The sequence below is a fragment of the Pseudarthrobacter sp. MDT1-22 genome (assembly GCF_054511035.1).
Window position 1 is genome coordinate 80813 of the sequence record NZ_JBTNDK010000008.1, and the last position, 12751, is coordinate 93563.

Here is a 12751-nt window from a genome sequence, read left to right on the forward strand (position 1 = left end):
TGTATGCGGACTGAGTACATTGAGGCGGTGCTCGCGCTGGTCGAGCTGGTTCCACCCGGCACCGCACTGGCCTACGGCGATGTGGCCGAGCTGCTGGGATCCGGCGGTCCGCGGCAGGTGGGCCACGCCATGAGCCACTACGGCAGCGACGTCGCGTGGTGGCGCATCCTGAAGGCAAGCGGCCAGGGTCCGGAAGGCCACGAGGCCGAAGCCCTCCGCCACTACCTGCAGGAGGGGACGCCGCTGCTCGGCAACCACGATGCCTTCCTGCGTACCGGCGAAGGCAAATGGCGGGTAGACCTGATGGCAGTACGCTGGGCCCCGGGCGAGGATGACTTCGACCGGATTGACGCTATTGCGGAGCAGCTGGAGCGGCGGCTGCATAGATTGTCGGTGGCTGATGATGAAATGTCTGTGTGACCGTAACAATCCCCGATGTTGATACCGCCGAGTCCGCACGCACGTCAGCGAGGCCCGCGTCCGCGGCCGGACGATCCGGCGGAACGGGCCTCCGGCTTCTCCCGCCGCGGCAGCTGCACGCGGACGTGCCGGCGTTGTCTGCGGACCAGCGCGACGCCGTCGACGTGCCCCACGGCTCGGGGCCTGTCCTGGTTCCCGGCGCACCCGGAACCGGAAAATCAACGGTCCTGATCGAAGCCGCCGTCCGTGGGGCCCTGCAGGACGGCGTGGACCCCGAGCGGATCCTCATCCTGGCACCCGGACGCCTCGCCGCCGACTCACTCCGCGACCGCTTCACCGCACGGCTGGACAGGAGCCTGAGCACCACACCGGCCCGGACCTGGGCAGCCTATGCGTTTGACCTGATCCGCCGGGCCAAGGCTGAGGGAATCCTTCCGCTTCCCCGCGCGCCGCGCCTCCTGTCAGGCCCGGAACAGGACCTCATCATCCGCGAACTCCTGGAGGGCCACCGGATGCCGGGCTTGGAACTTCCGTGGCCTGCCGACCTGGAAGCGGCACTGGAGACGCGGGGTTTTCGGCACGAGGTACGCCAACTCTTCGACCGGATCATCGAATCCGGCCGGACCGCCGGCGACCTGGAGGAGCTGGGCCACCAGTGCGGTCGGCCCGATTGGATCGCCGCCGCGGCGCTGTACACCGAGTACCGGGATGTCCTGGATATGCGAATGCCCGAGGCCTTCGACCCCGCCGGCATCATCACTACGGCCCGGCAGATCTTCCAGGACGCGCCTGACTTCCTGGCCGCGGAACGGGACCGCCTCCAGCTGGTGCTGGTGGACGATGTGCAGGAGGCGAACCCTGCCGTGTTCGAACTGCTCGCCGATATCGCCGCCGGCAAGGACTGCTATGTCGCCTACTCCCCGGACACCGTTGTGCAGGGCTTCCGCGGGGCCAGGCCCGACTTGGTCGCGGAGCTGCCGCGCCTGCTTTCTGCGGACGCCGGGGTCGTCGAGCGGCCGCTGTGGCACACCCATCGGCACGCCCCCGCCATCGCGGCGGCCTGGCTCGGCGTCGCGGGCAGGATCTCGCAGCGTGCGGGCGGCCAGCTTGCCAGACGGCTCGAGCAGCCCGAACCCCTGGCCGGAACCGCGCACGGGCCCAACGCCGTCGTCGAACCCCAAACTCAGCCCGCCGGCACGGTGGAAGCACACCTGGTGCCGTCCCCGGTCCACGAACTGCGGTACGTTGCGCAGCGCATCCTGGACCAGCACGTCAACCATGGCCGCGACCTGGCAGAGATCGCCGTGATTGTACGAAACGGCGGACAGCTCAGTGAGCTGCAGCGCTACCTCACGGGCCAGGGGATCCCGGTGCGCGTTCCGGTAGCCGAGTCCGCGGTCCGAGATGAAGTGGCCGTACGCCCGCTGTTGGACGCCTACGCCATTGCGCTGGATCCTGAACTGCTGACTCCGGAAGCCGCCGTCGCCCTGCTGACGTCGCGCATCGGGGGCGCTACGTCCATTGAACTGCGCCGGCTACGCCAGTCGCTCAGGCGGGAAGAGCTGCTGGGCGGCGGCGGACGGACCAGCGACGCCCTGCTGGTTGAAGCATTATCGGAACCCGGCGCCCTGGGGACGCTGGGCCTGGAAGGCCGTTCCGCGCGCCGGACCGCACGCATGATCCAGGCAGGGCGGAGCGCCGCCGCCGCGCCCGGCGCCAATGCCGAGACCGTGCTCTGGGCCCTGTGGCATTCCACCGGACTGGCCAATGCGTGGACCGAATCCGCCCTCATCGGCGGTTCCCATGGAGCCCGCGCCGACCGGGACCTTGATGCCATGATGGCGCTCTTCCATACAGCCGAGCGCTACGTGGACCAGATGCCGGGCGCCGGGCCGGAGCAGTTCCTCGAGTACCTCCTGAACCAGGAGCTGCCGATGGATACCCTGGCCGCGCGGGCCCAGGTGGACGACGCCGTCGAGCTGATGACCCCGGCCAGTGCTGCCGGGCGGCAGTGGCCGGTGGTGATTGTGGCGGGGCTGCAGGAAGGCGTCTGGCCCAATACCCGGCTCCGCGGTGAGCTGCTGGGCAGCAGCCTGTACGCTGACGCCGTCGAGCATGGGGTCAGCTATGCATTGCAGCTGGACCCGCTGAGCCGGCTGCGGGAAATCCGCTACGACGAACTCCGGAGCTTCTCCACGGCCGTTTCCAGGGCCTGCGAGATGCTGATCTGCACCGCTGTTTCGTCTGAGGACGACCAGCCGTCGTCCTTCCTCGACTATGTGGCGCCGCTTGAGCCGGGCGCCGAGGGCAGGGGGTTCACGCCGGTGGAACGGCCCATGACGCTGCGTGCCCTGGTGGCCGAGCTGCGGCAATACGCGCAGCTGGATGGAAAGTATGAGCCCGAAGCCGCCGAGGCCGCCAGGGTCCTGGCCGGACTTGCCGCCGCGGAACCGGCGGTCCCGGGAGCGCATCCGGACAGCTGGTGGGGCCTGCCCCCTTTGACGACATCGGAACCGGTTGTCCCGCCCGGAGGGACGGTTTACGTCTCGCCCTCGAAGGTGGAATCCGTGCAGAAATCACCGCTCGACTGGTTTATGCAGGCGGCCGGCGGAGAAGCCGCCACGGACTTCGCCCGGAGCCTGGGCACCCTGGTGCACGCCATCGCGCAGGACCTGCCGGAAGCCTCCGGGGGCGAATACGTCGCCGAACTCATCCGCCGGTGGCCAACCCTGGGGATGAAGGACAACTGGGAAGGCAAACTCGACTTCCAGCGTGCCGAAACAATGGTGCGCAAGCTCGCCCAGTACGTCCTGGTGATGCGGAGCGAGGGCCGGAGCCTGCTGGGCGTCGAGCAGGACTTTGAGGTCCGGCTGCCCGATGTTCCGCCGGCGGACGCCGGGCAGGACGATGCCGAGTCCGTCGGAGATTTGGCTGGCGGGACCGACCTTCCCCGCGCCGCCGTGCTCCGCGGCCAGGTTGACCGGCTGGAGATCGACGCCGAAGGAAGGCTGGTCATTGTGGACCTCAAGACGGGCAAAAGGCAGCCTGGCAAGGCAGAGCTGTCCCGCCATCCGCAGCTGGGGGCCTACCAGGCGGCGGTCCTGGCCGGCGGTTTCACGGACGTACACGGACTGCCTGGCGCAGCAGAATTCAGCGCAGCAGAACCCGGTGCACCAGTGCCGGACTCACCAGCGCCGGGCTCACTCGTGCCGGGCGGCGCAGTACTGGCGCAGCTCGGAACAACTACCAAAAGTCCCGGCGTCCAGCAACAGGAACCCTTGGAGGCCCAGGATAACTGGGCGCTGGACATGGTCACCGATGCGGCCGCGGTAATGTCCGGCAGCAGCTTCGAAGCCAGGCATGACCCGGCAAAGAGCAGCCATGGGGGGCACGGCTGCAGGCTCCCTGAGGTCTGTCCACTCTGTGTCCGCGGAAAGCAGGTCACCGAATGAGCCAGCCCCAGGTTCCAGAGCCCCTGTTCAGCCCGGAGCAGCTGTCCATGCTGTTGGGTGAAAAGAACACGCCGACCCCCGAACAGTCGGCCATCATTTCCTCACCCTTGGCTCCCCGGCTGGTGATCGCCGGGGCGGGTTCCGGCAAGACCGCCACCATGGCCGACCGCGTCGTCTGGCTCGTTGCCAACGGCTGGGTCAGGCCTGAGGAAGTCCTGGGCGTAACTTTCACCAGGAAGGCAGCAGGCGAGCTGGCCACGCGGATCCGGTCCAAGCTGGCGGCACTGCAGCGCGTCGCTGCCCAGGACACTCAGCACGAACTGTTCCCCGAGGGGCTACTCAGCAGCGACGCCCTGGAGCCCAAGGTGTCCACCTACCACTCATTTGCGAGTGGCATCGTTTCTGACTACGGGTTGCGGCTGGGCGTGGAACGCGACGTTGTGCTGCTCGGCGGAGCCCAAGCCTGGCAGCTCGCCAGCGAAGTAGTGGAAGCGTTCGACGGCGAGTACAGCCACTTCAAGGCAGCCAAGTCCACACTGGTCAAGGCAGTCATGCAGCTGGCGGGGGAGTGCGCAGAGCACCTGCAGGAACCGGCCGACGTCGAGGCCTGGCTTCTGGCGCGACTCGCTGAGTTTGAAGAACGTCCCTACGTGGCCGGGGCGAACAAGAACGCCCCCCAGGCAGCCGGTGAACTGGCCGCGATGCTGCGCACCAGGGCAAGCGTGGCTGACATGGTGGGCCGCTACGCCGCCGCCAAGAAGTCACGCGGGGCATTGGACTTCGGCGACCTGGTGGCACTCGCGGCCCGTGTGGCCACGGAAATCCCCCTTGCTGCGGACATGGAACGCCAGCGCTACAAAGTGGTGCTCCTCGACGAGTTCCAGGACACGTCGTATGCGCAGTTGGTCCTGTTTTCGCGGCTTTTCGGCGCGGGCCACGCGGTCACCGCCGTGGGGGACCCCAACCAGTCGATATACGGCTTCCGGGGTGCTTCGGCAGGTCAGCTCTTCCACTTTGTCCGTGAATTCCCTGTCCGCGTGGACGGGGACGACGGGCCGGGACGTTTCACGCTGGCCCCTACGTCGTACCTCACAACGGCGTGGCGCAACGGCCGGGCCATCCTGTCCGCCGCCAACATCATGTCAGAGGCCTTAGGGCGCGCCGAGGCGCAGAAGGCCACTGCCGGCAGCGCCGCTGAGGGCAGCTCGGCAGGCAGTACCCCGGCGGGCACCGCCGCGGAAGGCACTATCCCGGTGGGCACGGCTACGGCGGCGGCGAATGTGCCGCCCCTGCAGCCCAGTCCCTTCGCGGTGGAGGGACGGGTGGTACTGGGCCGCTTCGGCACAGACCTCGACGAAGCGGCCGCCCTTGCCGAGGACGTCATAAAGTACCGGGTCACGGACTTTGAACGTGAGGCCGACGGCACACCGGTGCCGCCGGCACTGGCTGTCCTGTGCCGGCGGCGGGCCCAGATGGAAACCATCCGGCGGGAGTTCGAGGCGCGGGGGATTGCCTACGAAATCGTGGGGCTCGGCGGACTGCTCGACACTCCCGAAATCGTTGATCTGGTGGCCACGCTCCGGGTGCTTGCCGATCCCGGACGCTCGGACTCCCTGATGCGCCTCCTGGCCGGCGCCCGTTGGCGGATCGGGCCGGCAGACCTGATGGCCTTCCGAGACTGGTCCAGCCACCTCGCACGCCGGCGTGGCCGCCCCGCAGGCGCGGCCACGCCGGAGGACGGGCCCGCTGACGCGTCCGACGAGGCCGTCATCGAAAGCGACCTGACGGACGGTGCCAGCCTGGTTGAAGCGCTGGACTGGCTGCCACGCGAAGATTGGACCTCTTCCCACGGTCGGTCGCTGACCGAAGTGGCCCGCGACCGCCTCGGCAGGCTTTCGGCGGAGCTCAGGCAGCTGCGCGGCTACCTCGGGGACGACCTCACCACTCTGCTCGGCGAAGTGGAACGCGCCATGTTGCTCGATATCGAAGTGGCAGCACGCCCGGGGACCAGCATCCACCAGGCCCGCCGAAACCTGGACGCCTTCCAGGACGCGGCGGCCGGCTTCCTGCGGACCTCGCACCGAGTGGACATCCTCGCCTTCCTTGCCTGGCTGGAAGCTGCCGCGGCCGAGGAAAACGGCCTCGAAGCTCCGCCGTCGGATATCAACCGCGAGGCTGTGCAACTGCTGACCGTCCATGCGTCAAAGGGCCTGGAATGGGACGTCGTCTTTGTACCGGGCCTCAACGCCGGCGCCTTCCCCAGCAACAAGGACTCGCGCTGGAGCAGCGGCGCGGCGGCCCTGCCGTGGCCGCTGCGGGGGGACCGTTCGGACCTGCCCCAATGGGATACCGACCAGCCGGACCAGAAGGGCTGGCTGGACGCCGAGAAGGACTTCAAATCAGCCGTCCAGGTCCATGGTGAGGGCGAGGAACGCCGCCTGGCATATGTGGCCTACACCAGGGCAAAGCATGTCCTCTGGGTCTCCAGCGCGGCATGGGTGGGCTCCAGGGCAGGCCGTGCTGAGATGTCACCTTTCCTCGCTGAACTGGAACAGCTTGTCGGCTCCGGCCCCAACACGGCCCCGGTGGACGCCGCGGAAATCTGTCCCGCCATAGTGCACCCGGCGTCAGTGGACGAAGCCTCCCTGCCTGAAAAGAGCCCGTTGACTACCGAAACGGAGGTGGCCGGATGGCCCTATGACCCCCTCGAAGGTCCCGTGGATGCGCGGACCGGGGAGCGCCTGCGGGTTGTTCCCGGCAGGCGGCTGGCCATGGAGGGCGCCGCGGCACGCGTCCGGGCCGCGTTGGAGCCCGAGGACTCTGTGCCGGTCCTTGAGCCTGCATCCGCCAATGAGTCCGGGCCAAGGATCCGGGGCACTGCGGCGGGCTGGGCCAGGGAAGCTGCCTTGCTGCTGGAACGGCGGTCCAGGCGCGCCTCCGGGCAGGACGTTCATTTGCCCGGCCACATCTCGGCGTCCACGCTGGTGGATCTTGGAGAGGACCCGGCGGGGGTAGTGGGCAGGCTGCGAAGGCCTGTACCGCGTGAGCCCGGCATGTTGGCGAGAAAGGGAACGGCATTCCACGCCTGGGTTGAAGAGTACTTCGGCGCAGCCGGAATGCTGGATCTCGGCGAGGCCCCCGGATCCGACGACCACATTGATGCCGCCTACGACCTCGACACCATGGTGGCCACCTTCAAAGCCTCGGAATGGGCCGACAGGTCACCGGCTTTTGTCGAAGTTCCGGTGGAAACGCGGGTGGGAGACGTCGTGGTGCGCGGGCGCATCGACGCCGTCTTCCAGGACGCGGACGGGAGGTGGGACCTCGTGGACTGGAAAACCGGCCGCCGGCCCTCTGCCGCCCAGCTGCGGGCCAAATCGGTGCAGCTCGCCGCGTACAGGCTGGCCTGGGCCCGGCTCAAGGGCGTGGCAGTGGAGGACGTCAGGGCCGCCTTCTTCTACGTTGCGGACAACCAAGTCGTGCGCCCGCACGATCTGGGCTCCGCTGAGGAGCTTGAACAGATCGTGGCCACCGCCCTCGACGTCAGTGCTTCCTGAGGTCAGCGCAGGCTGACCTCAGGAAGCGTTCCCGGGTGTCAGTGCTTCCTGACGTCGACGATGCTGATGGCCGCGGTGGACGTGTCCTCGGCGGACGGGCGCACTGACGGCTTGTCCGCCGGTGACTCGTCTGCAGGGTCTTCGTCCGCCGGTGCTTCGTCGGCCGGGAGGTGCTCAGCCGGGATAGGGCTGACTTCCACTGCGGGCACCACCGGAACAGGCTCCACCGACGCGACGGGCACGGGGACGACGGTCACCGCCGGAGCAGCGGCCACACCCACCGCGTGGGACTGGGCTGCGGGGGACTGGGCGGCGTCGTCGGCCAGGGCAGCCGGGGCTGGCAGCGGCTCGACACTGATGGCCTGGCCGCCGTGCTCTTCGACGTCGGCCGCGAGGGTTTCCAGCATGCCTTCGGCTTCGGCAACCATACCCGCGTCGCTGGCAGCGATGGCCTTGACCAGGTATTGCGCCAACGCGAACTCGGCAGACAGGGCAGCTCGCCGGAGCAGGTGCTGGTCCGGGGAGTCGCGGCGGCTGCCGGTGTAGCTGGCAAGAACTGCGTCCACGAAATCCTGTTCGTTCGAGGCAACCAGCCAGGCGAAGTCGTCGGCGGGATCCCCGATCCGCAGGTCCGTCCAGCCCGTAACGGCCGTGACGCGGCTGCTTTCCACGAGCAGGTTGTCCTCATGGAGGTCCCCGTGGACAACGCACGGGTTGAACCGCCACAGTGAGACGTCTTCAAGGGCATGTTCCCAGCGGAGCAACAGCGACGCCGGGATTTTTCCGGTTGTGGCCGCCTGGTCGAGCTCGTTGAGCCGGCGCTGGCGGAATTCGTTGGGCGTGTAGCTGGGCAGGTCGGCATTGCTGACCAGGGAGTGCGGAAGATCATGGATGGCCGCGAGCGCTGTCCCGATTTCCCGGGCGAGCGCGGCCGGACCCGCGGTGAGTTCTTCCACACTTTGGGTGCTCCCGGCCAGATGGGAGTACACAAAGGTGCTGAGGTTACCAAGCCGGACGCTGCCGGCAACCGTGGGCATCAGGAAGGGCAGCTCGGCCCGGATGGCCGGTACGAATGCCCGGAGGACGAGGAACTCCGTCTCGAGCCTGGCGCTTGCTTCCGCATGCCGCGGGGACCTGACCCGCCACTGTTTGTCTTCGGAATCCAGCAGCAGCGCGGAGTCAAAATCCGCGGGATCGTCCGCAGCGGAGCTAACGGCGGTTGGGGTCAGCCCGGGGACTGCCGCGGTTGCTACGGCTGCCAGTTCGATCGGTTTTCTTCTCACCGTTCCACGGTAGATTGAGTGGCGTCCAAGACAACGATGTGCGGCGGCGAGTCTCCAGATATGCTGCAAAAGTCGGCTTCCGCACCCGGTCCGGACGTCCACACCACCTGTCCTGCCGAATGTCCCCGCCGAATGTAAATTGTCAGTCCGAATCAGTACGGTGGACACATGAGTCATGCGGAGTCCGCTATACCGGCCTACCAGCCGCAGGCAGCCCAGCTGCCGGCCAACCACCTGTTCGATACCGTACTGCCGGTTCTCCCTGCCGCGGTGGACCGCGGCTCCGCAGACCGTGTCCGGCCAGGCATGGTTGAGGAATTGCTGGACAGCGAACACACCCGGGCAGTGGTCCTTGCCGGGCGGCAGGCCCTGGTGCAGGGCAACCAGCTTCTGCTGCCCGCAGCCGCCCAGTTGCTGGCTGACCTGCGGGACCGTGGCTCAGCCCCGGAACAGGTCATCTATCTTGGCGCCGCGCTGGACGGCTCGGATCTTGCCGCCGGCACCGAAGTGGTCCTTGTTGTCCTTCCTGAACCTGCCGAGCCCGGCACTGCCGGAATCCCGGCCGGCGCGCAGTGGGCCGGCTTCCGCGACATCGCCGCCGTCCTGAACCCCACTGATACGGCGTTGTTCGTCGAGGCCAGCGCCATCGCCAACTGGCATGCCGGCCATACGCATTGCCCCCGGTGCGGGGCCCGCACTGCCGTGGAGGCCGGCGGCTGGGTCCGCCGCTGCCCCCAGGACAGCTCGGAACACTACCCCCGGACGGATCCGGCCATCATCGTCACGGTGGTGGGGCCGGACGGACGGCTGCTGCTCGGTGGCGGCGGGCCGGTTGACGCGAAGAATTACTCCACGCTGGCCGGATTCGTTGAACCAGGCGAATCCCTGGAACAGGCTGTCGTCAGGGAAATCCACGAGGAAGTGGGCGTCCGGGTCACGGGCTGCCAGTACTTGGGCTCGCAGTCATGGCCTTTCCCGGCCTCCCTTATGCTTGGATTTACCGCCATCACCGAAGACGCCGTGGCAAAGCCCGACGGCGTGGAGGTAACCCGTGCGCGCTGGTTCAGCCGGGAGGAACTCCAGGATGCCGTGCTCACCGGCGAAATCACCATCTCCAGCCGGCTGTCCATTGCACGCTCGCTGATTGAGCACTGGTATGGCGGCCGGATCATGGACCGCACGGACACCTGACACCCGGAACAGGCATCACCATTGGCCAGACGCCAGCACGTGGCAGTCGCGACAACAGAGCAGCAGAAGTGACCACAGAGAATTTTGACAGTGCAGAGTCCCTTGAGGAACGAATCCTTGGGGGACTTGACGCTGAACAGCGCGAGGTCGCTAGCACCCTGAACGGGCCGCTGTGCGTCCTTGCCGGTGCCGGCACCGGCAAGACCAGGGCCATTACGCACCGGATTGCGTATGGCGTGCACTCAGGGGTGTACAGTCCCCAGCGGCTCCTCGCCGTGACGTTCACGGCCCGGGCCGCCGCGGAAATGCGCAGCAGGCTGCGGGATCTCGGCGTGGGCAATGTCCAGGCGCGCACCTTCCACGCCGCCGCCTTGCGGCAGCTGCAGTTTTTCTGGCCGCAGGCGGTCGGCGGCACGCTGCCCAACCTGCTGGACCACAAGGCCCAGATGATCGCCGAAGCGTCCCGCCGCCTGCGGCTCAGCACTGACCGCGCGTCCATCCGGGACCTCGCCTCCGAAATTGAGTGGGCCAAGGTCTCCATGCTGACCCCGGCCAACTACCTGGAGAACGCACAGGGCAGGGGAACGCCCGGCGGGTTCGACCTCACCGCCGTCGCCCGGGTCTTCCAGTCCTATGAGGATGTCAAGACGGACCGCAACGTCATTGATTTTGAGGACGTACTCCTGATCACGGTGGGGATCCTGCAGGAGGACCAGAAAGTCGCGGCCACCGTTCGTGAGCAGTACCGGCATTTTGTGGTGGACGAGTACCAGGACGTTTCGCCGCTGCAGCAGCGCCTCCTGGAGCTGTGGCTGGGCGGGCGGGACGAGCTGTGCGTTGTGGGCGATGCGAGCCAGACGATCTACTCGTTTACCGGCGCTTCGCCCAAACACCTGCTGGGATTCAAGGCCCAGTACCCTGAGGCCAATGTGGTGAAACTGATCCGGGATTACCGTTCCACGCCGCAGGTGGTCAAGCTGGCCAACGATCTCCTGGCCGCGCGGCGTGGCGGCGGGCCGGTGGCCGATGCTGCCTGGGCGGCTCCGCTGCAGCTGGTGGCGCAGCGGCCGGCGGGGCCTGTCCCACAGTTCACCGAGTGCTCCGACGATGAAGCCGAAGCCGCCACGGTCGCCATCAAGATCCAGGAATTGCTCGACGCCGGCACTCCCGCCAGCCAGGTGGCTGTCCTTTTCCGCACCAACGGGCAGTCCCAGGCCTACGAACAGGCGCTCGCGGCGGCCGGCATCAGTTACCAGCTGCGCGGTGGTGAGCGGTTCTTTGCCCGCAAGGAAGTGCGCGACGCCATTCTTCAGCTGCGCGCGGCAACCAGGGCCGTCGCTGAAACGGCGACGCCGGAACCGCTCGGCCAGCTGGTCCGCGATATCGTGGCCTCGCTCGGCTACACGGACGCCCCGCCCCACAACGGCGGCGCGCTGCGCGAACGCTGGGAGTCCCTGGCAGCGCTGGTGGCGCTCGCGGACGAGCTGGTCCACGTCCGCGGCGAGCAGTTCAGTCTCAGTGACTTTGTTAATGAACTCCAGGAACGGTCGCTGGCGCAGCACGCTCCCACTGTCCAGGGCGTGACGCTTGCATCGCTGCACGCCGCGAAGGGCCTCGAATGGGACGCCGTGTTCCTGGTGGGACTCTGCGAAGGCCTGATGCCCATTTCCTTCGCGGACACACCCGAATCCGTGGATGAGGAGCGCCGCCTGCTCTACGTGGGCATCACCCGCGCCCGCGAGCACCTGTCTCTGTCCTGGTCCACGGCACGGACACCGGGCGGCCGGGCCAACCGCAAACCCTCACGCTTCCTCGACGGGCTCCGGCCCAACTCGGTGGCCAGCTCCAGCGCCCGCGGAAAAGGGCCGGCGCCGCGCCGGAAATCGGCGGCCCCCGCCACCTGCAGGGTCTGCGGGAGCATGCTGGCCAGCGGCGCCGAACGCAAGGTGGGCCGCTGCAACGACTGTCCTCCCAGCTACGAAGAACAGACATTTGATGCCCTTCGGCAATGGCGGAAGGAAATTGCGCTGGCGGCCGAAGTGCCAGCATTTGTCGTCTTCACAGATGCCACGCTGACGGCCATCGCAGAGGCCAAACCGTCCACGCTGGAGGAACTGGCGGCACTGGCCGGCGTGGGTCCGTCCAAGCTGGAACGCTACGGCGAAGACGTGCTGCGGGTGCTCGTCGAAAGCACCACCCTGTGACCCGCCGGCCGGCAGGACAGGACACCCTCCCCGTCACCACGGCGGACGGATCACCGGTTGAGGTGCGGCGGTCGGCCCGCCGGACCAGGACAGTGGCTGCCTTCTGGGAGAACGGGACGGCAGTGGTGGCCATTCCGGCCCGGTTCACCGCCGCGCAGGAGTCTGAATGGGTGCACCGCATGCTGGAGAAGCTGCACCGCCAGGGGGAGCGGCGCTCCCGCAAAGGAAGCAAACAGCCGGCCACTGACACTGCCCTGGCCGCCCACGCCGCAGCCCTTTCGGCCCGGTACTTCGGCGGCAGGGCAGTCCCGACGTCGGTCCGCTGGGTCAGCAACCAGAACTCGCGCTGGGGCTCCGCAACACCGTCGGAAGGATCCATCCGGCTCTCCGACAAGCTCCGGCCCATGCCGCCGTGGGTCATCGACTATGTCCTGCTGCATGAGCTCGCGCACCTGCTGGTGGCCGGGCACAATGCCGCGTTCTGGAAGCTGTTGGAGGCTTACCCCGAGACGATGCGGGCCAAGGCGTTCCTGGAAGGCGTCTCGTTCGCCACGTCCCGGGGCCTGACCGCGGGCAGCACTGATTCAGAGCCGGGCGACGCCGACTAGAGCGTCTCTCCTAGCCGTCGCCTAATGATCGGGTCG

The 12751-nt window shown here is 67.8% G+C and carries 7 protein-coding genes; 6 read left to right on the forward strand and 1 reads right to left on the reverse strand.

What is annotated here, in order from left to right:
- Positions 1-3 precede the first annotated feature (3 nt).
- Genes ACX80M_RS08705 through ACX80M_RS08715 form a run of 3 tightly spaced genes read left to right on the forward strand, consistent with a single transcriptional unit; the run spans position 4 to position 7429 of the window.
- Positions 4-420, forward strand: a complete 417-nt coding sequence (locus ACX80M_RS08705) for an MGMT family protein (RefSeq protein ID WP_252598266.1) — start codon at positions 4-6, stop codon at positions 418-420.
- The gene (locus ACX80M_RS08710) at positions 417-3872 is read left to right on the forward strand and encodes an ATP-dependent helicase (RefSeq protein ID WP_374210087.1); all 3456 of its coding nucleotides are present in this window, start codon (positions 417-419) and stop codon (positions 3870-3872) included. Before ACX80M_RS08705 ends, ACX80M_RS08710 begins: the two co-directional genes overlap by 4 nt.
- Positions 3869-7429 (forward strand): ATP-dependent helicase, encoded by a 3561-nt coding sequence (locus tag ACX80M_RS08715; RefSeq protein WP_459309396.1) that lies wholly within the window; start codon positions 3869-3871, stop codon positions 7427-7429. Before ACX80M_RS08710 ends, ACX80M_RS08715 begins: the two co-directional genes overlap by 4 nt.
- Before the next feature lie 38 nt (positions 7430-7467).
- Here the strand turns inward: ACX80M_RS08715 and ACX80M_RS08720 are convergent, their stop codons facing one another.
- Complete coding sequence (locus tag ACX80M_RS08720; protein WP_252598264.1) at positions 7468-8712, reverse strand: macrolide 2'-phosphotransferase; 1245 nt, start codon at positions 8710-8712, stop codon at positions 7468-7470.
- Between the two features lie 168 nt (positions 8713-8880).
- On the opposite strand from ACX80M_RS08720, the gene nudC reads away from it, so the two are divergent.
- The 3 genes from nudC to ACX80M_RS08735 all read left to right on the forward strand — a co-directional run bounded on the left by nudC (position 8881) and on the right by ACX80M_RS08735 (position 12715).
- On the forward strand, positions 8881-9903 hold the full coding sequence (nudC, locus tag ACX80M_RS08725; RefSeq protein WP_252598263.1) for an NAD(+) diphosphatase: 1023 nt from the start codon (positions 8881-8883) through the stop codon (positions 9901-9903).
- A gap of 68 nt (positions 9904-9971) precedes the next feature.
- Positions 9972-12107, forward strand: a complete 2136-nt coding sequence (locus ACX80M_RS08730; protein ID WP_056343866.1) for an ATP-dependent DNA helicase UvrD2 — start codon at positions 9972-9974, stop codon at positions 12105-12107.
- Positions 12104-12715, forward strand: coding sequence for a M48 metallopeptidase family protein (locus ACX80M_RS08735; RefSeq protein WP_252598262.1), 612 nt, complete (start codon positions 12104-12106; stop codon positions 12713-12715). The genes ACX80M_RS08730 and ACX80M_RS08735 overlap by 4 nt, the downstream gene beginning before the upstream one ends.
- Positions 12716-12751 lie beyond the last annotated feature (36 nt).

Bases quoted from the DNA above. Each gene is read 5' to 3' on its own strand.
- ACX80M_RS08705 (WP_252598266.1), top strand. From the start codon at position 4: ATGCGGACTGAGTACATTGAGGCGGTGCTCGCGCTGGTCGAGCTGGTT.
- ACX80M_RS08715 (WP_459309396.1), top strand. From the start codon at position 3,869: ATGAGCCAGCCCCAGGTTCCAGAGCCCCTGTTCAGCCCGGAGCAGCTG.
- nudC (WP_252598263.1), top strand. From the start codon at position 8,881: ATGAGTCATGCGGAGTCCGCTATACCGGCCTACCAGCCGCAGGCAGCC.